Here is a 21242-nt window from a genome sequence, read left to right as displayed (position 1 = left end):
TTGGTGATCGCAGCGTGCGGCGGACGCCGTATTGCGCGATAATAGCGCTATATCCGCGTTTTTTGGGGCGTTATTGATGAAATTTTCAGTTTTTTCAGGGCGTGCACACAGCGCGGCCGCCGTCGTGCTGGCGCTGCTGACCTCCCTGCCGGTGGTCGCGCAGCAACCCGCGGAGGCGGTGGGTCTCACAGCGGCCAGCATCGAGCATGCGCGCACACTGCGCGACCGTGCACTCGGTGGCACCATGGCCTGGGATATTGTGGAGGCGCTGACCACCGAAGTGGGGCCGCGCCTGGCGGGCAGTGAGAGCGAGGCCCGGGCCCGCGACTGGGCTGTGCAGCGCCTGCAACGTATGGGCTTTGCCAACGTGCGCATTGAACCCTTCGAGATTCCCGGCTGGCGTCGCGGTGAAGATAGCGCGGCCCTGCTGGCGCCGTTCCCCCAGCCACTGTCCATCACCGCGCTCGGCGGCTCGGTGGCCACGCCGGAAGAGGGCATTGAGGCCGAACTGGTAGCCTTCCCCAGCCTGCAGGCGCTGCGCGCGGCGGAGCCGGGCAGCCTGGCAGGCAGGATTGCCTACGTCAGCCACGCCATGCAGCGCACGCAGGACGGCTCGTCCTACAGCCATTATGGCGAGCTGCGGCGTGTGGGTGCCAGTGTCGCGGCAGAGAAGGGCGCGCAGGCGATTCTCATCCGCTCCATCGGCACCGACAACCATCGCTTCCCCCACACCGGCCAGATGCGCTATGCCGAGGCCGTGCCGCAGATTCCGGCCGCGGCATTGTCGAACCCGGATGCCGACCAGATCGAGCGGGTGCTGCAGCGTGAGCTTCCGGTGCGCGTGCGTCTCCTGTTGCGCCCGCAGAGCAGCCCCGGCGCGCCCAGCGGCAACGTGATCGCGGAAATTGTCGGGCGCGAGCGGCCGGAGGAAATCGTCATCATCGGCGGCCATCTGGACAGCTGGGACCTGGGCACCGGCGCGATCGACGACGGGGCCGGCGTAGCCATCACCACGGCCGCGGCGAAAATGATCCTGGATTCCGGCAAGCGGCCCCGGCGCACCCTGCGCCTGGTGCTGTGGGGCGCGGAGGAAGTGGGGCTGCTGGGTGGCCACGAATACCTCAGGGCACACCGCGAGCAGCTCGCCCAGCACGTGATTGGCACCGAAAGCGACTTCGGCGCGGAGCGCATCTGGAAGCTCACGGCGCAGGTCTCGCCCGCTGGCCAGACAGTGGTCGACCTGATGGCCGAACTGCTGGCGCCGCTGGGCATTGCCCCGGGTGATATGGACACCGCTGGCGCGGGCCCGGACCTGATTCCCATGGTGGAGGCGGGCCTGCCCTCCCTGCGTCTGGTGCAGAATGGCATGGACTATTTCGACCTGCACCACACCCACGATGACACGCTGGACAAGATCGACCCCGTCGCGCTGGACCAGAACGTGGCCGCCTATGTGGTCTTCGCCTGGCTGGCCGCAGACAGCACAGCGGATTTTCGGCGTTGAGAATTCGCGGCTTTACACGCGGTCAATTCTGGGGCTGAATTATCGATCTACAGGCTGTGCGCACGCCCTAAACCGGGTAGTTGCTGCCCTCCAACAATAACAAGGGACACCCCACGTGATGCAAGAAAAGACCCTGCGGCGGCTGCTCTGGCCGCTTGCCGCTCTCGCTCTCGGCGCCTGCAGTGACGGCAGCGACACACCCGCGCCGCCGGTTGAGGTATTGCCGGCTTACGACTTTTCCGCAGTCGATGCGCGTTTCCAGCAGTTCCTCGACGACAGTACGGTATTCGACGGCATTTCGGTCACGCTGGTGGACCAGCAGCAGGGCACCGTACACGAGGCGGCGTTCGGCGATCATACGCTGGACACCGTTGTAATGCTGGCATCTACCAGCAAGGTACCGGTGGTCATGCTGTTGATGGCCCTGAATGACGACCCGGACCTGAACTTTTCCGTGGAAGCGCCCATCGCTGATTACCTGCCCTGGGAGGGTGTGTACGGAGACCGCACCGTCGCCCAGCTGGTGAGCAACACCTCGGGCATTCCGGGGCTTGGCAGTCTGGGCGTCTACGGTGCCCACCTGTGCCAGTACGCCCCCGCGGGCACGCTGGAAGCCTGCGCGCGCACCATTTACAGCACCGAACTGGAAGGCACGGTGCCAGCGGGCAGTACCTTTGATTACGGTGGGTCACAGTGGCAGCTGGCCGGCGCGGTGGCAGAGCAGGTCAGCAACAGCACCTGGCGACAGGTGTTTGATGCCTACATTGCCGAGCCCTGTGATCTTGAGGTTTTCCAGTTTGGCAATATGTGGTCAAACCTGGCGGCCTGGACCGGCAGCCCGGACAGCCTGCAGGGGCTGGATAACCCGAACATAGAGGGCGGCGCCATTTCCAGCCTGCAGGACTATGCCAAGCTGCTGCTCATGCACCTCAACGGTGGACGCTGTGGCGACAACCGGGTGATGTCTGAAGACTCGGTGGCGTTCATGCAGGTTGATCGTGGCGGTGCCTTCGGCGTGCCCTACGGCATGGGCTGGTGGATTGTGGCGCCAGAGGCCGCCGGTGAAACCCCCACGGTGTTCTACGACCCGGGTGCCTTTGGCGCCGTGTCGTGGATTGATATTGAGCGCAAGATCGGCGGTTACGTAGCCATTGACGATTACACCCGCCGCGATTCCGGCGCTCCGGTAAACCTGGTGCTCAGCGAAATCATTCCACTGGTGGCTCAGGCAGTGGATGAGGCACGCGCCGCTGTCGAGTAGCTGACGCTTGCGCGCTCGCGGCATGGCGCTGGACGCGCTGGGATGAAGTGCGTACAGTCCGGCGTATCCCCGATCCAACCGCTGCTGGAATCCAAAATCCGTCCATGACCCTGCTCCTCGCTTTCGCCATTCTGTCCATCGCCGTGTCCTTCGTGTGTTCCATCCTGGAGGCGGCGCTGCTGTCGATCACACCCAGTTACATCGCCCAGCAAAAGCAGCAGCACCCCAGGCGCTGGGAGCAGCTGAAAGTGCTGAAGGACCATATCGACCAGCCGCTGGCGGCCATCCTCACGCTGAATACGGTGGCGCACACGGTGGGGGCCACCGGTGTGGGTGCGCAGGTGGTGAAAATCTACGGCGACGGCTTTCTCGGGGTGGCCTCTGCCATCATGACCCTGTTGATTCTGGTGTTCTCGGAAATCATGCCCAAGACCATCGGTGCCCGCTACTGGATGTTCATGGCGCCGGTGCTGCCGTCCATCCTCAATGGCATGATTTTTATTCTCAAGCCGGCCATCTGGATGTCCGACCAGATCATGAAGCTGTTCGGTGGCAAGCCGCCGGAGCATGATATCCGCCTGGAGATCAAGGCGCTGTCCCTGCTCGGCCGCGAGCTGGACAAGATCGACGAAGACGAGCAGCGGGTCATTTCCAATGTGCTGGACCTGCACGAAGTCAACGTGCGCCAGATCATGACGCCGCGCGTGGTGTGCCAGACGCTGTCGCCAGACCAGACGGTCGCTGAGTTTATCGAGCAGATCCAGGAGCACCAGTTCTCGCGTTATCCGGTGCTGGATGAAGATGAAGCGCCGCTGGGTATTTTGTTTCGCCACGATGTCATTCGCGCCGATGAAGGCCAGCGGGTGGCGAACCTGATGAAGCCCGCCACCATCGTTACCGACCGCGCCAATGTGGAGTCGGTGATGACGCGCTTTATTCGCGAGCGTCAGCACATGTTCCTGGTGTACGACGAGTACGGCAGCTGGCTGGGTGTAGTGACCATGGAGGATGTGATCGAGGCTCTGATCGGCCAGCCGATCATGGACGAGAGTGACGACATCCCCAACCTCCGCCGCCACGCCAAACGGCGCTGGAAAAAGCGCCTGCAGAACCTCACGGCGGAGTCCGAAGCCGAGCTGTTGGGTGTGGTCACGCCAGAGGGTGACGACGACGCGGTGGAGCCGAACCGCCCCGCCTAGTGCATGCCGGCCTGTTCGCGCAGCACGGCAGCGCGTTTATCGGGCCCCCGCGCAGACCAACCCGGTGCCAGAAACAGCGTGCGCAGCCGCTCATCCCAGCTGCGCGCCTGCTGCAGGTCGCGCCAGATGGTCCGGTATTCGTGGCTCAAGACCGTCCAGGGGTTATCGGAGTCGATGTTGGTGGTGAGCCCATAGACCACCGGGTCGTCATCGCGCTCTTCCGCGAAGGTGCCGAACAGACGGTCCCAGACAATCAGCACGCCACCGTGGTTGCGGTCCAGGTAGCGCACATTGGAGGCGTGGTGCACCCGGTGGTGTGAAGGCGTGTTGAACACGGCCTCGATCCAGGGGTGCAGCCTGCCGACGGCGCGGGTGTGTATCCAGAACTGGTAGAACAGGCTCACGCTGATGACGGTGATGATCATCGCCGGGTCGAAGCCCAGCAGGGGCAGCCACATCCAGAACAGGAACTTGTGCAGGCGCTCGCCCACGCCCTGGCGCAGCGCCGTGGCGAAATTCATGTACTGGGACGAGTGGTGATTCACGTGCCCGGCCCACAGCAGGCGCACTTCATGGTTGGCGCGGTGGAACCAGTAATAGGTGAAATCGTCGAGAAAGAACAGCAGCAACCAGGCCCACCACTGGCGGCCCACCACATCACGCAAGGGGCTGATTTCATGCAGGTACACGAAGGCGGTGAGGGCCAGCAGTCGGGGCAACAACTCGACAATGCCCGAGGCGACCAGCATCGACAAGGAGGCCAGTGTGTCGCCCAACCGGTAGCGGTTGAGGTGGTGGCGGTGGGCGTACCAGGCTTCCAGCAGCACGGCAGCCAGGTACAGCGGCAAGGCCAGCAGGCTCAGGTCGTCCTGAAGCGCTTGTTCAAACATATGCACCCTCGCGGCGTAGAGTGGCCCATTATAGTGAGTATTGCCGCAGGCAGAGAAGTGCCCTGTTTGGTGCGCTGTGCCGCCGCACCGGCCGCTTTTATGCGCAGCATGTTTTGATTATGCTGTGCCGCCCACATGCGCGAGAGGCACCATGCAAGACGATCTTTCCCTGGGCTCCCAGCCGAGCCTGCGCAGTCGCTTCCGGGGCTGCCTGCTGGCGGGTGCCGCGGGCGATGCCCTGGGCGCGGCGGTGGAGTTCGACAGTCGGGACGCCATACTGGCGCGCTTCGGCCCCGACGGCATCCGCCACTATGCGCCGGCCTACGGCTTGCCCTGCGCCATCACCGACGACACCCAGATGACGTTGTTCACCGCCGAGGGCCTGATTCGCGGCCTCATGCGCTACCGCCAGAGCGGGCTGATCGAATACCCGCAGGTCACCGCCTGGGCCTACCAGCGCTGGCTGCTCACCCAGGGGCAGGTCAACCGCTTCCAGCTGGATGCCCTGCATCCGGACAGCGGCTGGCTGTATGAAGTGGCCGCACTGCACAACCGGCGCGGCCCGGGCAACACCTGCCTGACGGCGCTCACCCACACCGAAACACCCGGCGAGCCGGCGCGCAACAACAGCAAGGGCTGTGGCGGCGTGATGCGCATGGCGCCGGTGGGCCTGTTCGCCGACTCGGCGGAGGAAGCCTTCACCCTGGGCTGTGAGCTCTCGGCGCTCACCCACGGCCACCCCAGCGGCTGGTACGCCGGCGGCGCCCTCGCCGCCATGATCAGCGTGTTGCGCGATGGGGGCGATATCGACGATGCGCTGAATGTCGCGCTGGATCAGCTGGCCGGGCAGCTGGATGCGGAGGAAACCACCGCGGCGCTGGAGCGCGCTGCAGACCTGGCCGCGACGGACACCCCGTATGCCGAGGCCGTCGCCCAGCTCGGTGAAGGCTGGGTGGCGGAGGAGGCGCTGGCCATTGCCGTGTACTGCGCGCTGGTGGCTACCGACCTGCACGAAGCGCTGGTGATCGCGGTGAATCACGATGGCGACTCCGACTCCACCGGCGCAATTGCAGGCAATCTGCTGGGCGCTCACTGGGGCGAGGAGGCGATTCCCGCGGCGCTGCTCGAGCCATTGGAGCTGCGCGATGTGATCACCCAGGTCGCTGACGATTTGCTGGACTGCGTTGACTGGCAGCCGGATGAGGCGGTGTTGCAGCGCTACCCCGCATTTTGAGCAGGGTGCGCTAGTCACGGGAAAAAAAGCTGAAAATCCGCAGTGAGCGAGTCTATACTGCAGGCCAAAGCTCGGTTTCGCAGGGGGCGATACCGTGAACATAATAAAACTCGCCGTGCGCAACCCCGCAGCGACTCTGGTTGCCGCCATGCTGGTGCTCGGGTTTGGTGCGCTGGCCATCTACCGACTGCCTATCCAGCTGCTCCCTGAGCTGTCTCCTCCGCGTATTTTCATTTTCACCGGCTGGCGCGCTGCGGCGCCGGAGGAAATCGAGGAGCAGATCATTCAGGGCCAGGAACGTGTCCTCGCCAACATTCAGGGCGTGACCAGCATGGTCAGCTCCATTGCCCGCGACCAGGGCTACATTGAACTCAACTTCGAGATCGGTTGGGACATGCAGCAGGGGCTGATTGACGTGATCACCAATCTCAACCAGGCGCCGCCCCTGCCCGCGGACGCGGATGAGCCGATCGTGCGTGCCGGCGCCGGGACCACCGGCAGTAACGCCGCGGCCACGCTGCAGTTGTTTCGCGCTGACGATCTCGACAGCGACGTCAGTGCCTACGAAGACCTGGTGACCACGCTCATCGAGCCGCGACTGGCGCGTGTGCCGGGGGTTGCCGAGGTCAATCTGCAGTCTCGCCGCGAGCGCGAGATCGCGGTGAACATCGACCCCCACAGGCTTGCGGGCATGGGTGTTGCGATTGATGACGTGTCGCGCGCGCTGCGCCGCGCCACCAATGTGTCCGGCGGCTTTGCCGATGTCGGCCGGAGGCAGTATACCGTCCGCATCGCAGGCAGTTTCGGTATCGACCAGCTGGGCAATCTGGTGGTTGGTTGGCGCAATGCACAGCCGGTGTACCTGCGGGATGTGGCCGTTGTGGAGGCGGGCTTCATGAAGCGCAACAGCTTCTCGCGGCGCAACGGCCACCCGTCGTATTACATTCGGCTCAATCGCAGCAACGGTGCCAATACCGTGGAATTGCTGGATTCGCTCAAAGAGGTGATAGCCGAGCTGAATGACGGGCCACTGGCTGCCGAGGGGCTGACTCTGGAGTTGAGCTTCGACTCTTCCCTGCATATCCGGCGTGCAATCGCGCTGGTGCAGAGCAACCTGTTGCTGGGGCTGCTGCTCTCCAGTGTGGTGTTGTTTCTGTTTCTGCGGGTGATGCGAGCGACGTTGGTGATTGCGCTGAGTATTCCCCTGTCACTGATGGGGGCCTTCCTGGCGCTGCAGTTTACCGGCCACAGCCTGAACGTCATTTCACTCGCCGGGCTGGCCTTTGCCGTCGGGCTGTCCATGGATGCTTCCATTGTGGTGCAGGAGAACATCATGCGTCTCGGTCAGCAAGGCATGGGACGGCGTGACGCGGCGGAGGCGGGTGCCGGCGAGGTGGCGCCGGCCCTGCTGTCGTCGACCCTCACCACGGTGGCCATTTTCGTGCCCATTATTTTCCTCGAGGGGCTGGAAGGCCAGCTGTTCAAGGATCTCGCGATCACGCTCTCTGCGGCTGTGCTGATGTCACTGCTGGTGTCCCTGACGGTGCTTCCCATGGCCACGGCACACGCCGCCCTGACCGAAGTTCTCGCGGACCCCTTGCAGCGTTTCTGGCTGCGGCTCGCGGGCTGGATCGACCAGCACACGCTGACAGATCGGGCCCGCATGCGCTGGGTCGTGGCGATCCTGGGGTTCTCCGCACTGGTGGTGGTACTGCTGCTACCCAAGGTCGATTTCCTGCCAAAAGCTGACGTGGACGCCGTGGAAAGCTATCTTGACCTGCCGCCGGGCACCAGCCTGGACACCATCGAAAGTGAGGTGTTCGGTGAAATCGAACGGCGCCTGCAGCCTTACTACAGCGGCGAGCGGGAGCCCAGGGTGCGCGGCTACAACGTGGGCGTCGGTCCCGGCTACGGGACGGTATTCCTGTATCCGGCCGAGCCGGAGGGCACGGATCCCCTGATCCGTATCATGCGCGAGGAGATCCTCGCCGGCTTGCCCGACGTCGGACCGTTTGTGCGTCGCGCTTCGATGATCCAGGTTGACGACGGTGGTCGCAGCATCGCCATCGATATTCGCGGCGCGGACCTGGAAACCCTGATGCGGGTGGCCAGCGCTGGCATGGAGCAGGTCATGGGCATGTGGGAAACGGGCAGTGCCTACGCGCAGCCCGCGCTGACCATGGATCAACCGGAGTTGCGCATCGTGCCCGATGACAAGCGACTCGGTCTCGCAGGTCTGGACCGGATGATGCTGGCCGACGCCGTGCGCGCACTGACCGATGGGCTCTATGCCGGTGAATATTTCGACGGTAATCGGCGCTACGATATGCTCGTGCACGGGCCGGGATGGAGTACCCCGGAAGAACTGGGGAGCACGCCGATTGCGACGCCGCTGGCCGGCGTACAGGCCATCGGTGAGCTGGCGAGCATTGAATACACCGTGGGCCCGGTGCAGTTGCAGCGCGTTGATGGCCTGCGCACCGTCACCATCAACGTCCTGCCGCCGGAGCACGTGACGCTGGAGGAAGCCATAGAGCGACTGCGCGCAGAGCTGGACCCGGCACTACAGGCCATGTTGCCGCCGGGCGCGTCCATTGCCTACCGCGGCAGCGCCGACCGCCTGCAGGAGGCGGTGAGCAAGATGCTGGTGAACTTTGCCATCGCATCCCTGATTCTGTTTGCCATCATGGCGGCGGTCTTTCGCTCCGCCTGGGACAGTCTGCTGGTGCTGCTGGTCATGCCGCCAGCCGTTGCCGGGGGCGTAATGGCCCTCAAGGCCTTCAATCTGTTCACATACCAATCTCTGGATATGCTGACCATGGTGGGGTTTATCATTCTGCTGGGGCTGGTGGTCAACAACGCCATTCTGCTCGTCGACCAGACACGCAGCAGGGAGCGCGAGGGCGCCACGCGCCGGCAGGCGATCCACGACGCTGTGCTGACCAGGGCACGGCCCGTTTTCATGAGCACCCTGACCAGCATTTTCGGCATGCTGCCACTGATGTTGATGCCGGGGGTGGGTTCCGAGATCTATCGCGGTCTGGCCGCGGTGATTGTGGGCGGCATGATCTCCAGCGGCGCGCTTACCCTGCTGCTGATGCCGAGTTTACTGGGCATGGGTGCGGCCAGGGCACCGTCACTGCCAGACGCTGCTGCCGAGGCGGCAAACGTGCCCGGGGGGCAGATGTGATGAAGCCGTTGCGGGAGTATTGTAGGTGCCGGGTGATGTGGGCGCCGGTGTTGCTGTTGATGTCGCTGTCGCAGCCGGGGCTGGCGCAAGAGCCTGCCGTGGTGGAAACCGGCAGGGTGGAGCGTGTAGCCATGGGCGCACGCCTGCCTCTGAATGGCAGCGTTTTCAGCCGCAACGACGTGGCGGTGACTGCGGCGGTCGCCGGTGAACTGGACTGGGTTGCCGAGCCAGGTACCCGACTTGCAGCGGGGGAGTCCATCGCACGGCTCGACCAGGCACCGCTGCGCTTGCGGCGGGAAGAACTGCAGGGGCTGCTGGAGCGGGAGGCGGTGAACGCTGCCTATCACGGCAAAGTGGTGGACCGTTATGCCGCGCTCAGCGAGGCACAGAACCTCTCCGTGTTCCTGCTTGATGAAGCCCTGTCGCGGCGGGACATTGCGCGCAAGGATATGGCCATCCTGGAGGCCCGCATCCGTCAGCTGGATGACGAAATCGACCGCTCCGAAGTCCGCGCCCGCTTTCCGGGTGTTCTGGTGGAGCGGGAGAAACTGGGGGGAGAGTACGTGGTGCCCGGTGAGATCATTGGCCGCTTCGTTGACATGGACCGGCTCGAGGTGCGGGTGGACGTGCCCATTCGCTACCGGGCCCGGGTGGCGCAGGGCGATCGCCTCGATGTTGTCGCAGGCGACCGGGTGCACCCGGGTGTGGTGCGCACGCGCATCGCGGCCGGCGACCCGGTGTCGCAAACCTTTGAACTGCGGATTGACCTTCCCTCGGCGAACAGCGACAGCATCATGCCCGGTCAGCTGGTCAAGGTGGAGATTCCGCTGGCGGACAGCAGCATGACCCTGGCGGTACCGCGGGATGCGGTGGTCATTCGCAGCGAGGGCAGCTATGTCTACCGCGTCAGCGAGGGTGATATTGCCGAGCGGATCAGTGTTGTCGTGGGCGCGGGCGATGCCAGTCTGGTCGCTGTCGAGGGCGAGCTGGCGGAAGGCCAGCGCATCGTCGTGCGCGGTGCCGACCGCCTGCAGCATGGCCAGGCGGTTGAGGAGCCGCAGTGACCGCGGCACAGGGCAAAATCGCGGTTTTGTGCTAATTTCAGAGTGGGCGCGCGATGGTGCGCGCTCGCAGACTTCACTTAACGCAGGACGACTCGAATGACAACAATCCGCTTGCTACTCGCCACGGCGCTGCTCGCCTTGGCCGCACTGGCTACCGCCGCTGACGACGCGCTGCCCGCCGTATCCGCCAGCCGCATGGTCGAGGCATCGGCCTCGGTGGCCGCGATCAATCACGAAACGCGGGAGGTCACCCTGACCACCGAGGGGGGAGAGTCCGTCTCCTTCACTGCCGGTGACAACGTGCGCAACCTCGACCAGGTCGCCGTCGGTGACGTCGTCACCATGACGGTACTGGAGGAAATCAGCCTGTCACTGGTGCGCCCCGACGAGCCCATGGCAGCCATGGAGGGCGGTATGGAAGCCGCCGCCACCGCCGCTGAGGGCGACAAGCCCGGCGTGGTGCTGGCTGACATCGAAGTCATCACCGCCACGGTGGAGGCCATCGACCTCGAGGCCGGAACTTTCTCGCTGAAAGGCCCCGAGGGCAACGTGATGGAGTTTGCAGCGCGTAACCCGGAAAACCTCAAGCAAGCCAGTGTGGGCGACCTCGTGGTATTCGAACTGGACCGCGCCATCAGCCTGGTGGTGGAAGCTCCAACGCTGTAAACCAGTACTGCATTCCTCGCGTCGCACGGCTGCGCCGGTGACGCGCCGGATGTTGTCCGCTGCCTGCCCCTCTCATGTACCTTGCGACCGTTCAGTCCTGACCGTCAACGCGACAGCCGCGTTGTCTCGCGACAGCCCCGAAACGCGTCAGGTCCCTGTTTTTCATCGCCGCGATGTGATCGCCCGACGTAGGAATGAAATCGTGCATTGACACTGTAGTATTATCACATATACTGTACTAATCAAGTATATGGGAAGTATATCGTCATGAACGTTGAAGACAAATACGGCGCAATCAGCAAAAGCCTGTGGCTGAAATCGGCCGTGATCTCTAAACATCTGGACAATAGTCTGGGTGCCATTCACGGCATCGGCTTAGCGGAATATATGGTATTGCTGAATCTGATGAAGGCGCCCAATCACGCGCTGCGGCGCATAGACATCGCTGAAGCGCTCGCGCGAACGGCATCGGGGATCACGAGAATGCTGATGCCGATGGAGAAAATCGGCCTTGTCAGCAAGGAAACCAACGCTAGAGACGCTCGGGTGAGCCTGGTGAAGATCACGCCTGCGGGAAAAGACCTATTCAGGAACGCCACCGTCACCCTTGATGCGAAATCGCAGTCACTCCTCAGAAACATCGACAGTGAGTCCGCCGATAAGATGCTGGCTTTACTGCAGTCGATATAAGGGCGCCAACATGGACATGATCAGCGGAAGTTGCCTCTGCGGACGTGTGGAGTTCAGTGTTCAGGATGCATTTGTGTATTCGGGCTATTGTCATTGTTCGCTGTGCAGAAAGGCATCCGGCGCGTCGGGAACTGCCATAGGTGGTATCCCCAAGGCACTTTTCTCAATTAAAAAGGGTGAGCAGCACCTGAAGAAATTCAGTCGCAGCAAAGAAAGTGTGTCTTGCTTTTGCCGACAGTGTGGCTCCATGCTCTATGGTGAAAAGCCGGCTACCGGTATGGTGCATGTGAGATACGGCGCCTGAACAGCAGCCCGACACGCTTGCCCCAGGCGCATATGCAATGCTTCAAAGGCCGATTGGTACGAGATCTCTGACACGTTGCCGCAGTTCAGAATTTCCTCCCCGGGCTGCGCCACCTGACCCTGTTTGACGCCCATGCCAGTACTGTGATGTACGTCAAAGTCAATCACAGCGTGCGTAGGCAGGTACGGTTTCCCCCCCATACTTCTGACAATTGGGGGGAAATAACAACACGTGAAATTCATCCACACATCCGACCGGCAGATCGGCATGACGCGGGCTTTCCTCAGCCAGGAAGCCGCCGCGCGCTACAGCCAGGCGCGCATTGATGCCATTCGCGCCCTGGGCCATCTGGCCGAGGAGCACGAGGCCAGTTTTATGGTGGTGGCGGGGGACGTGTTCGAGTCCAACCAGCTTTCCGCGCAAACCCTGAGCCGGGCGCTGGATGCGCTGAACAGCGTGCCGGTGCCGGTGTTCCTGCTGCCGGGCAACCACGACCCGCTGGACGCCTCCACCCTTTTCCGCAGCAAGGCCTTCCGCGAGCAGGCCCGCAGCCACATTATCGTGGTGGAGAACAGCGAGCCGATTCCCGTACCGAGGCTGGCCAATGTGGAGGTGGTGGGCGCGCCCTGGTTCAGCAAGCGCCCGGGGGTGGACCTGTGTGCCCAGGCACTGAAAGCCCTGGAGCCTGCTCCGGGCGTCTCCCGCATTCTGCTCGGCCACGGCCAGGTGGATTCCCTGTCGCCAGATCACAGCCAGCCCGGCGTTATCAGCCAGGCGCTGCTGGAACAGGCGCTGGCAGAGCGGCTGATACAGTACGTGGTCTTTGGGTGACCGACACTCCCTGACCAGGGTCGGCAACAGCGGCCGCCTGTGCTATTCCGGCACGCCATTGGTGACGGATTTCGATGAATTGGAACCGAACCAGGCCCTGCTGGTGGAGCTGGACAAAGGGGCCCGCCGGCTGACGCCGCTCACCACCGGTTTCGGGAGTTCCAGGCCCTGCAGCGGGATATCGATGGGCGCGGGAAGACCGCCGCGTTTGCCCAGTGGTTGACGCCGTGCGCGGCAAGGAGTGCACTGTGCCCAAGGTGGCTTCACCGGCAGCGAGTCAACCTGGCGCTGGCGGCGCAGCTGGACGCCCTGCTGGAAACCCAGTCCCCCTGTTTGCCAGCCTCAAACGCCGGAACGCACCACGGACCTCGCCGTCATCCCCGACGCCCTGGACGACAATGCCATAGCGCTCAGCGGCTACGCCGACGCCACCTGGAAGGCCCCCAGCGGGCTCCGGCCGCCAGCGACGACACCGCCACCGACGCCCTGCGCCTGATGTACCGGCTGGCCAGTGCGCCGGCGGCAATGACAGGGGGCGGCATGAAGCTGCTCACCCTCACCCTCGATAACTGGCGCGGGGTCAGCCACAGCGAGATCGAATTCGACAATGCAGTCACCCTGATCGAAGGCCGCAACGAGGTCGGCAAGTCCTCCCTGGTGGAGGCCCTGCGCATGCTGTTCCGGGAGAAGTCCGGTTCGAAGAAAAGGAAGTGCAGGCCGCAGCCAGTGGGCCAGACGTCGGCAGCAGCGTCGCCGCCGAGGTCCGCTGCGGCGACTACCACTTCCACTACAGCAAGACCTACAACCGCAAGGCCGGCACCGAACTGCGCATCCTCGCGCCGCGGGCGGAACAGCTCACCGGCGACGACGCCCACAACCGCGCCTGGGAGATCCTCAGCAGCCACATGGACATGGCCCTGTGGGACGCCCTGCTGGTGGAGCAGGGCAAGGAGATCGGCGGCGTCAGACTGGCGGACTCCGACGGCCTGGCCCGGGCCCTGGACAACGCCGCCGGCGGCGCCGGGGTCAGCGGTGAAGAAAGCGCCCTATTCGATGCGGTGCAGGCCGAATACGAACGATACTTCACCCTGAAGACCGGCAAGCCGCGCTACACCGACGCGCAGCAAGGGTGGAGCAACACCAGGAGCGCGCGTGCAGAAACTGCAGGCCACCCTGCGCGACCTGGACGACGACCTGCGCCGCTTGGAGAACGTTTCAGGAGAGATTGCCCGCCTGCAGCGCGCGGTGCCTGAACTGACAGCGGCGCAGGAGCAACACGCCCAGCGCCGGGCGGCCATCGACGGCCTGCAGTCCCGCCTGGCTGCGAAAGAGCATGATGCCAAGCCCTGCAAGACCTTGCCGCACAACGCTCGCAACCAGTGGCAGCCGCGCCAGCAGGCGGCGGCGGATATCGCCCACCGGGAACAGCAGTTGCAACAACAGCAGGGCGCACCGCAGCCGCTGGCCGAACAGGTGGCGCAACTGGAGCGCACCGTGCAGGCTGCCGAAGCCACCCAGCGGGAACCAGAACCCAGCGCCGCCCTGCAACAGGCCCCGCAGCAGGCCCGACGGGATGCCGACTATCTGCAGGATGCCGCCGAACTGAAACGCGTTGAGCAATTGCTGGAAAAAGGTGAATGCCCAGCGCGGCGAGCTGCTGGCTGCACGCGAAACCCTCTCGGGTATCCATATCACCCGTGCCGGGCGCAAGGCCATCCAGGCCGCCGCCAGCGCGCTGGACGTGGCCACCCGCACCCGCGACAACGCCGCCACCTGCCTTACCATCGAGGCCCAGCAGGCGCTGGACTGGCAGCTGGATGGTGAGCCCGTCACACTGCGCGCGGGTGAAACACTGGATCGGCACGTCGCGGCCGCCCTGCAGCTGGAGATTCCCGAGCTGGCGCACATTCGCATCGCCCCCGCAACCTCCGCCGGCGAACTGGCGGCGGAAGTGGACGCACGGCAGCAGGAAACTGGATACTCCTGCTGGCCCGCTTCCAGGTAGGCAGCGTGCGGAGCAGGCCATCACCCTGGATGAACGGCGAGTGGATGCGGAACAGGTTGTGAATACCCTGCGCGAGCGCATCGAGGACATGCTGCAGGGCGCGGATGAAGCATCCCTGCAGGCGGATTGCGCGCGGCTGCAGCAGGCCTGTGCAGCGGCCCTGCAACAGCGCGACCCCGGCCAGCCCCTGCCCGCGAACGCCCACGAGGCCAAGCAGCAGCTGGAAACCGCCGGTGAAGCACTGATGCCTGCGAATCCGAGCTGGACCAGGAAAACGGCCGGCTGGAGGAACAGCGCGCCGAACTTACCCGCGCCCAGGCCAGCCTGCATCAGGCCAGCATTGAGGTGAATGCGCTGACCAGCGTGCTGGAAGAGAAGCGCAACAGCCTGGCGCAGGCGGTAGCCGCCGAGCCGGATGCCGCGCTGGAGCAGGCTGTAACGGCGCGGGAGCAGCAGCTCGCGGCAATCACCGAGGAGTTGGAACAGCTGCGGGCAGAGCTAGAAGCCGCAGACCCAGGTACCGCAAAGCCGGTAACTGGACAACGCCAGCCACGCCCTGCGTCGGGCCGAACGCGACATCATCGACCAGCAGCAGGAGCAGGCCGTACTGCCGCCTGGACCGCGCCCAGGCCAATGGCCTGTTCGAAGAACTGGAAGCCGCCGAGCAGGCGCTGGCGGAAGCCGAGGACACCCTGGCCGCCACCGAGCGCCTGCGCCGCTGCCGCCAAACTACTGTGGGAGACCCTCAACGAACACCGCGACGCCCCGCCAGGCCTACGTGCGCCCTCTGCGGGAAGGCATCCAGAACCTGGGCAAGATCGTCTTCGGCAGCGACTTCGACATCGCGCGCTCGCCGAGGACTGACCATCCTCAGTCACTTCCGTAGCGGCCGAAACTGCACCCTCTGACCTCCCTCAGCGTGGGCGCCAAAGAAGCTCGGTATCCTCACCCCGCCCGGCCGCCGCCTGCATCGTCGACGACCAGGGCGGCGTGCCGGTAATCATCGACGACGCCCTGGGCTTCCTCTGATCCTGGCTGACTGCAAAAGCATGGGTGCGGCGATTGCCGCGGCGGGGAGGGATGCGCAGGTGGTGGTGCTGACGTGCACGCCGGGGCGGTTTATGTATTTGGGGGAGGTGGGGGTTAGGAGGTTGTGAGTGCGAGCAGCGCATTTCGAGGGCCTCTTAATCCCGTTGATTGTGGGTGGGAAGAGTGTATATCTATATGAATGTATGGGAAACCTACGAGGCCTGGGCGAGAGGTTTGGGAGTTAGCCGGCCCGGCATTATACGGCCCGGTCTTTCTAATACGCTGTTAATCCTCAAGGAGATATCCGGTTGAGTATTAATATTCGAAAAGAACAACCAAGGGATGCTCAAAGCATCCATGAGGTTACTGTTGCCGCCTTTCTTGAAGCGCCACACACCGATCATACGGAGCAGTTTATTGTTAGCACTTCGTGAGTCAGGCGCATTATCAATTTCACTTGTTGCCGAAGAAGAAGTTGTAATGTCGTTGGGCATGTGGCGCTTCTCCGGTTACTACTTCTGACAATACAGATAGTTGGTATGGTCTGGTCCAATATCAAATTTTTCCTGACAAGCAGGGTAAAGGTATTGGCTCAAAAGCTTATGAGCGCTGCCATCCAAGAGCTAAAGAATATAAGCTAAAGGTTGTGTATTGCTTGGAGATCCAGACTTTTACCATCGCTTTGGCTTTAAATCCCAGAGAAGGTTTAGTACTTCCCAGTTCCACCCGGAATATTTCCAAGCTTTGGTATTTCAAGGTGATTTACCTCAAGGAAAGGTTAATACCATGAGTCTTTTTCAGCAAGGGTTAACAAGTCAAAGCACTGGACGCAGCAAAGCTGCGCCGGTGTTTGAGGCGTTATGTGACGTAACCAGGAGCAAGAAGGTTTATGGATGACGCATTTTCACAGTTCTCAACGACGGTGTACACCAAAGATTAAAGCGCGACTGTCTTGTCGGGATTTTTAACTATATCGTTTTGGGCCTTATTTGTAGGCGCGCTGGCTTGGGTAGGGAGAGCGTAAAACACATTACTAGCTTGGTGGTGATATGCATTTTCGTTTCGATAGAAATTGCTCGCAATGTCAGATAGTGGTCAGGCATACGCCTCCTTCGATCGCCGGATCAAGCCATGTCGGGCGCTGAACTAGCACTACGTTGATGGACGTTAAATTCCGCGTGGTTTGCCGCCGATACAAGCGGCTTCAGGCATTTAGAGGAAGTACTGGATGAATACCTTGCTGCTTGCTGTAAGCATCATTTTTGTAGTGGTCCTCCTCTTGGCGCTTGCCAAGAGCAGGATCTCGGGCTTACCTGCATCAGTTATCCAAGTTTCTTCTCTCGAAGGCGGAGCGATCTTTCTATGGGGTCCTCGTACAAGCTGTCGGTGGCTCCGGGATTGTGTTCGAAGGTTCGTGTGGCCGATGTAATCTCCCAAGAAAGGCGCAAAGCCGATCCGATTGGCAGCGTGCGTTCAATGCTATTTCATCAGCACTTTGACTTTATCGTGTGCGAACCTACGGATTGCTCAGTCAAACTGGCTGTTGAATTGGATGATTCGAGTCATGGGTCATCTAAAGCCCAGAAGCGAGATGACCTGCTCAACGGAGCTTGTCAATCAGCCGGCTTGCCGCTTCTCCGGGTCATGGCAAAGTCATATGTTGTAGCAGAGTTGCAACGTCAAATTACGGGGGCCATGTCACCGCGCAACCGGTTGTGCCAGCAGAATCAGGACCTTCTATAACACTGAAATCGTCTATACTGTTTGAACAGTCTGAAGACAGTACAGCGCCTTTCTGAGCCCGGGTCTGCCATAGATCAGGGCCCAGTTCTATTTGAGACCGAATATAAAACAGAAGCGCAAACGCTTTTTGAAGTGTATGTCGATTCCCGGAAGGCCAAATCTGGAGCCGATGCAGGACAGGAATTTTGGGGTTGCAGTGCTTCCCAAGTGCCGAACCGTAGTGCACCGCCGGTGCCTAGCAAATCGTTGCAACGGGATGTTTAACCGCCACGCACTTTTGTTGTCGCAGAAGCACGCATCGCCGCAAATGCTGGCGTACTGCGTCGAGCGGCGCTGTATCTATCTCACAGCGCACGCTGCTTTCGCCTGCAGATCCCGGAGGCGGGGTGCAGCTTCAATGTGCTCCTGCAGAGATACCTATCCGTTCACAGCTTAACCAACTGGCGAAATAATGATGAAAGGTTTACCGGTTGGCCTCTACGAGCGTTTGTTGGACGAAGAGCTCCAAGAGCTTTTGGAATCCAAGCCAGAGCTGAAGGCGGTTTTGAGGTCAATCGATGACGAGTCACAACCTTATACCTATTCTCGGTTTCTGTTCGATGCTGGAGCAGGCGCTGCGAGCGAGAAGCCTGATGGAAGGCGCGCGCTGGTCAATCGAATTGTTCAGCTGGTGTCAGAAACCGATGGGCTGGTAATACCTAATCAAGCGGAAGATCCTCGCAAGGAAAGAGCAACTCTTGCTGGAAGTACAGAGCGACACCCGGAGAAGTGTCCGACCTGCGACGCCGCTATCGACCAGCATTTTGCTCACAGGACAACGCGGGGATCCGCCACTGGAGCACGAGTTGCGTGCGGAGATGGCGACCGCTGATCGGGTCGATATCTTGGTTTCATTTATAAAATGGTCCGGACTGAGATTGCTGCGCCCGGCATTTGAGTCGTTGGTGGGTTCGGGAGTTCGGGTCAGGATTATTTCCACCAGCTACATGGGTGCTAGCGATCCGGAAGCACTCGAGTGGCTGGCATCCCAGCCCAATATAGAAGTTCGTCTATCATACGACACAGGCGGTACGCGTCTACACGCCAAAGCTTACCAGTTCATCAGGGACACCGGTTTCTCGACGGCTTACATCGGCTCTGCAAACATGTCCCATGCGGCCATGACCAGTGGTTTAGAGTGGACGGTGAAGGTCACAGAGTGATATGGCTAACGTTCTGGAGCGTTTTTCAGCAGAATTTGCAAGTTATTGGGACAGCTCCAGAGTTTGAGCCGTTTCTCAAAGACGATTTTGCCAGGTTTAGAACGGCTATCGGTCGTGCTCGGGCGAGAGATGCAAGCATTCCGGTGTTCTGCTGATATCACTGCCAGACCCTTTCAGGAAAGTGGTTTTAGAGGCCTCCAGCGGCCGCAAGGGAGAGTGGAGAAAATCGAAACCTTGTCGTTGTTGCAACGGGAACCGGTAAGACGGTAATCTCGGCACTTGATTATCGCCGTTTCGTGGAGGCGTCAGGTGGGCTACCCAATTTGTTGTTCGTCGCACACCGCAAAGAGATTCTCCAACAGGCGCAGAGTTGTTTCCGAACAGTACTTCGCGACGCCAATTTTGGCGAACTTCTTGTCGACGGTCAGTCGCCACTTGAATGGAAGCATGTATTCGCGTCTGTACAGAGTCTGCGTGGAGGGCAGCCTTGGCAATCGCTTGGAGACAAACATTTCAAATTCGTAGTGATCGACGAAGCTCATCACCTGCTCATGGGTAGCTACCGACCCATCATCAACAACTTGCGCCCTGAGTTACTGTTGGGTCTGACTGCCACACCCGAGAGAATGGACGGAAGCTCGATCCTGTCCGACTTTGGTGGGCGCTATGCTGCAGAGATCAGGCTACCCGAGGCGTTGGAAGAGCGGCTGCTATGTCCTTTTCCATTATTTTGGGGTAACTGACACTATAGACTTGAGCGTGAGGAGCGGTTCTGGAGCAATGGGAAATACAACTCTGCTGGAGCTGGAAGCGGTCTATACGGGAGATGATTTCCGCAGCGCGGCAGCGGCTTGATTCGATTCTGAAGGCGCTTGCAAATTACCAACCCGACCTGTCAGACACCAAAGGCATTGGCTTTTGTGCTGGTGTGGTCCATGCGAAATATATGGCGGAAAGTTTTAGCGCGGCTGGGATACCGTCTGAAGTCCTTCTCGGAGACACGCCCTCCGGACGTTCGGCAGCAACGATTGCGTGATTTTAGAGAGGAACCACCGTTTTCCTGTTTACGGTTGATGTGTTGAGCGAAGGGGTAGACATTCCGGACATCAACCTCGTCATGTTTCTTCGGCCTACCGAGAGCCTCACCGCTTGCAACAGCTCGCGGTCTTCGTCATGCCCCCGGTAAGGATTGCCTGAGCTGTTCTCGATTTTGTAGGTCAGACCACAGACGGTACCGGTTGGATAGAAGTTTCCGCGCTGCTCACTGACGGTCGTATGCGGCTGGACAAAGAGGTGGAGCAAGACTTCCCCGAGTTCGCCAGCAGGATGCAATATCCAACTGGAGCGAGTTGCCAGAGATGAGGTCCTGAGAAAATCAGAGCGGTTCTGGAGATCTGAACAGTTTTATTCCGAAACGATTCGCACTCGGGAGTCTGAGTCAGATCAGCCCCTGCGGTTTGGATCCTTTATCGAAGCGACTGGCCCAGGTAAGCCGCCGATGTCTTGAGAACGAAAACCTGGTCAGAATGGAAGGCCGTAGCTCTCCGGGCGAGTCGCGGCCATCTGATGCCGATATATCAGCGGGTAGAAAAAGCGCTATCCAGAATTGCATGCGAACAGACCCGTTCTCCCAGGCAATTTCAAGAATGCCTTATCGAGAGGGACGAAGCCGGTATTGATGATGCGAGAGTAGGGGTGGCCCTGCATTACCTTCTCTGGGGGAAAACGGGCGCTACCGTTGGTGTAGCATCGGTGAATGAGTCAATTGGCAAATGGAGCGCGAATCCTACCCTTGTGAGTGATGCGGCTGATGATCGCGGATTGGCGGCTTTCAAGAGCAAGTACCGTCATGCCTGAAGTTCAGTTGCTCCTCTGGTCATCGCCTTCGGCTTCACGCGGAATACGGTTCGGCAGAAATCAAGTCGCTTCTGGATCTGGCCACGATAGACGCCTCGGGCTCTACCGGCGTCGGTGCTTTCCACTCCCGGGAGAACAAGTTCTACGTCAACCTAGTTACATTTCAGAAGGAAGAGAAGGATTTCTCTCCGACAACTCGGTACGAGGATTACCCGATTAGTCGAACCAAGCTCCATTGGCAAAGCCAGTCAGGAACGTCTCAGGACAGCGAGCGGGGCAAGGGCTATATCCATTTCAAGGAGAGAGGCTATGCCGTATTGTTTTTCGCGCGCCTCAAGAAGCGTGTAGGACGGGAAACGTCTCCCTTTGTGTTTTTGGGGCCCGTGAGTGAGCTGCTCTCCTACGAAGGTGACAGGCCGATCTCGATGGTCTGGGAACTCGAGTACCCTATGCCTGCTCACTTGTTCGAACATGCCCGTCCTGCGTAGCGCTTGTGATGAACACCAAACCCCCAAACTATTATAGTGCTCGCAGCTAAAGGCTATCTGAGCAGTACCAGGCACTATCCTCCGA

The 21242-nt window shown here is 61.2% G+C and carries 19 protein-coding genes and 3 pseudogenes; 19 read left to right on the top strand and 3 right to left on the bottom strand.

Annotated elements, in window-relative coordinates:
* The first annotated feature begins 76 nt into the window (after positions 1–76).
* From R3E49_RS06435 to R3E49_RS06425, 3 genes are all read left to right on the top strand, one after another.
* Complete coding sequence (locus R3E49_RS06435; RefSeq protein WP_371294282.1) at positions 77–1504, top strand: M20/M25/M40 family metallo-hydrolase; 1428 nt, start codon at positions 77–79, stop codon at positions 1502–1504.
* A gap of 118 nt (positions 1505–1622) precedes the next feature.
* On the top strand, positions 1623–2765 hold the full coding sequence (locus R3E49_RS06430; RefSeq protein WP_371294301.1) for a serine hydrolase domain-containing protein: 1143 nt from the start codon (positions 1623–1625) through the stop codon (positions 2763–2765).
* A gap of 104 nt (positions 2766–2869) precedes the next feature.
* Positions 2870–3964 (top strand): CNNM domain-containing protein, encoded by a 1095-nt coding sequence (locus tag R3E49_RS06425; protein ID WP_371294281.1) that lies wholly within the window; start codon positions 2870–2872, stop codon positions 3962–3964.
* Here the strand turns inward: R3E49_RS06425 and R3E49_RS06420 are convergent.
* Positions 3961–4854 (bottom strand): sterol desaturase family protein, encoded by an 894-nt coding sequence (locus tag R3E49_RS06420; RefSeq protein ID WP_371294280.1) that lies wholly within the window; start codon positions 4852–4854, stop codon positions 3961–3963. The two genes, R3E49_RS06425 and R3E49_RS06420, sit on opposite strands and share 4 nt — an antisense overlap.
* A gap of 151 nt (positions 4855–5005) precedes the next feature.
* Here R3E49_RS06420 and R3E49_RS06415 point away from each other — a divergent pair, with 151 nt between their 5' ends.
* The 9 genes and pseudogenes from R3E49_RS06415 to R3E49_RS06375 all read left to right on the top strand — a co-directional run bounded on the left by R3E49_RS06415 (position 5006) and on the right by R3E49_RS06375 (position 14086).
* Positions 5006–6088, top strand: coding sequence for an ADP-ribosylglycohydrolase family protein (locus R3E49_RS06415; protein ID WP_371294279.1), 1083 nt, complete (start codon positions 5006–5008; stop codon positions 6086–6088).
* A 94-nt stretch (positions 6089–6182) separates the two neighbouring features.
* Positions 6183–9278, top strand: a complete 3096-nt coding sequence (locus R3E49_RS06410) for an efflux RND transporter permease subunit (RefSeq protein ID WP_371294278.1) — start codon at positions 6183–6185, stop codon at positions 9276–9278.
* Positions 9278–10342: an efflux RND transporter periplasmic adaptor subunit gene (locus R3E49_RS06405; protein ID WP_371294300.1), complete on the top strand. Its 1065-nt coding sequence runs from the start codon at positions 9278–9280 to the stop codon at positions 10340–10342. The genes R3E49_RS06410 and R3E49_RS06405 overlap by 1 nt, the downstream gene beginning before the upstream one ends.
* 96 nt (positions 10343–10438) lie before the next feature.
* Entirely contained in the window at positions 10439–11008 is a 570-nt protein-coding gene (locus tag R3E49_RS06400) for a hypothetical protein (protein WP_371294277.1), read from the top strand.
* Positions 11009–11275: 267 nt separating this feature from the next.
* Positions 11276–11698: a MarR family winged helix-turn-helix transcriptional regulator gene (locus tag R3E49_RS06395; protein WP_371294276.1), complete on the top strand. Its 423-nt coding sequence runs from the start codon at positions 11276–11278 to the stop codon at positions 11696–11698.
* A gap of 10 nt (positions 11699–11708) precedes the next feature.
* Positions 11709–12002, top strand: a complete 294-nt coding sequence (locus R3E49_RS06390; protein ID WP_371294275.1) for a GFA family protein — start codon at positions 11709–11711, stop codon at positions 12000–12002.
* Between the two features lie 231 nt (positions 12003–12233).
* Complete coding sequence (locus tag R3E49_RS06385; RefSeq protein WP_371294274.1) at positions 12234–12833, top strand: exonuclease SbcCD subunit D; 600 nt, start codon at positions 12234–12236, stop codon at positions 12831–12833.
* A gap of 495 nt (positions 12834–13328) precedes the next feature.
* Positions 13329–13514 (top strand): annotated as a pseudogene (locus R3E49_RS06380) (AAA family ATPase); the annotation flags it as partial.
* A gap of 29 nt (positions 13515–13543) precedes the next feature.
* The gene (locus R3E49_RS06375; RefSeq protein ID WP_371294302.1) at positions 13544–14086 is read left to right on the top strand and encodes a hypothetical protein; all 543 of its coding nucleotides are present in this window, start codon (positions 13544–13546) and stop codon (positions 14084–14086) included.
* Here the strand turns inward: R3E49_RS06375 and R3E49_RS06370 are convergent.
* A complete protein-coding gene (locus R3E49_RS06370; protein ID WP_371294273.1) occupies positions 14049–14453 on the bottom strand; it encodes a hypothetical protein in 405 nt (134 codons plus the stop codon). The genes R3E49_RS06375 and R3E49_RS06370 overlap by 38 nt on opposite strands.
* Before the next feature lie 13 nt (positions 14454–14466).
* On the opposite strand from R3E49_RS06370, the gene R3E49_RS06365 reads away from it, so the two are divergent.
* Together R3E49_RS06365 and R3E49_RS06360 are read left to right on the top strand one after the other, a co-directional pair.
* Positions 14467–14838, top strand: coding sequence for a hypothetical protein (locus R3E49_RS06365; protein WP_371294272.1), 372 nt, complete (start codon positions 14467–14469; stop codon positions 14836–14838).
* 58 nt (positions 14839–14896) lie between these two features.
* On the top strand, positions 14897–15187 hold the full coding sequence (locus R3E49_RS06360; RefSeq protein ID WP_371294271.1) for a hypothetical protein: 291 nt from the start codon (positions 14897–14899) through the stop codon (positions 15185–15187).
* An 892-nt stretch (positions 15188–16079) separates the two neighbouring features.
* Here R3E49_RS06360 and R3E49_RS06355 read toward each other — a convergent pair.
* Positions 16080–16361 carry a hypothetical protein gene (locus tag R3E49_RS06355; RefSeq protein ID WP_371294270.1) on the bottom strand — a complete coding sequence of 94 codons (282 nt, stop codon included), beginning with the start codon at positions 16359–16361 and terminating at the stop codon, positions 16080–16082.
* 868 nt (positions 16362–17229) lie between these two features.
* Between R3E49_RS06355 and R3E49_RS06350 the strand changes: the two genes are divergently transcribed.
* The 5 genes and pseudogenes from R3E49_RS06350 (at position 17230) to R3E49_RS06330 (ending at position 21157) form a co-directional block, all read left to right on the top strand.
* Positions 17230–17610 (top strand): DUF2726 domain-containing protein, encoded by a 381-nt coding sequence (locus R3E49_RS06350; protein WP_371294269.1) that lies wholly within the window; start codon positions 17230–17232, stop codon positions 17608–17610.
* Positions 17611–18347: 737 nt separating this feature from the next.
* Positions 18348–18812, top strand: coding sequence for a phospholipase D-like domain-containing protein (locus tag R3E49_RS06345; protein WP_371294268.1), 465 nt, complete (start codon positions 18348–18350; stop codon positions 18810–18812).
* A gap of 266 nt (positions 18813–19078) precedes the next feature.
* Positions 19079–19555, top strand: a pseudogene (locus R3E49_RS06340) (DEAD/DEAH box helicase family protein); the annotation flags it as partial.
* 314 nt (positions 19556–19869) lie between these two features.
* A pseudogene (locus tag R3E49_RS06335) lies at positions 19870–19998 on the top strand (helicase-related protein); the annotation flags it as partial.
* Positions 19999–20632: 634 nt separating this feature from the next.
* Positions 20633–21157 (top strand): DUF3427 domain-containing protein, encoded by a 525-nt coding sequence (locus R3E49_RS06330; RefSeq protein WP_371294299.1) that lies wholly within the window; start codon positions 20633–20635, stop codon positions 21155–21157.
* Positions 21158–21242 lie beyond the last annotated feature (85 nt).

Origin of the sequence: Haliea sp. (assembly GCF_041395985.1) — a bacterium.
Taxonomy (GTDB): domain Bacteria; phylum Pseudomonadota; class Gammaproteobacteria; order Pseudomonadales; family Halieaceae; genus Haliea.
This window is presented reverse-complemented; position numbering and strand designations above follow the sequence as displayed.

Excerpts from the sequence above, each read along its gene's own strand:
- R3E49_RS06435 (WP_371294282.1), top strand. The coding sequence starts at position 77 with ATGAAATTTTCAGTTTTTTCAGGGCGTGCACACAGCGCGGCCGCCGTC.
- R3E49_RS06430 (WP_371294301.1), top strand. The coding sequence starts at position 1,623 with ATGCAAGAAAAGACCCTGCGGCGGCTGCTCTGGCCGCTTGCCGCTCTC.
- R3E49_RS06425 (WP_371294281.1), top strand. The coding sequence starts at position 2,870 with ATGACCCTGCTCCTCGCTTTCGCCATTCTGTCCATCGCCGTGTCCTTC.
- R3E49_RS06420 (WP_371294280.1), bottom strand. The coding sequence starts at position 4,854 with ATGTTTGAACAAGCGCTTCAGGACGACCTGAGCCTGCTGGCCTTGCCG.
- R3E49_RS06415 (WP_371294279.1), top strand. The coding sequence starts at position 5,006 with ATGCAAGACGATCTTTCCCTGGGCTCCCAGCCGAGCCTGCGCAGTCGC.
- R3E49_RS06405 (WP_371294300.1), top strand. The coding sequence starts at position 9,278 with ATGAAGCCGTTGCGGGAGTATTGTAGGTGCCGGGTGATGTGGGCGCCG.
- R3E49_RS06400 (WP_371294277.1), top strand. The coding sequence starts at position 10,439 with ATGACAACAATCCGCTTGCTACTCGCCACGGCGCTGCTCGCCTTGGCC.
- R3E49_RS06395 (WP_371294276.1), top strand. The coding sequence starts at position 11,276 with ATGAACGTTGAAGACAAATACGGCGCAATCAGCAAAAGCCTGTGGCTG.
- R3E49_RS06390 (WP_371294275.1), top strand. The coding sequence starts at position 11,709 with ATGGACATGATCAGCGGAAGTTGCCTCTGCGGACGTGTGGAGTTCAGT.
- R3E49_RS06355 (WP_371294270.1), bottom strand. The coding sequence starts at position 16,361 with ATGCCCAACGACATTACAACTTCTTCTTCGGCAACAAGTGAAATTGAT.
- R3E49_RS06350 (WP_371294269.1), top strand. The coding sequence starts at position 17,230 with ATGGGGTCCTCGTACAAGCTGTCGGTGGCTCCGGGATTGTGTTCGAAG.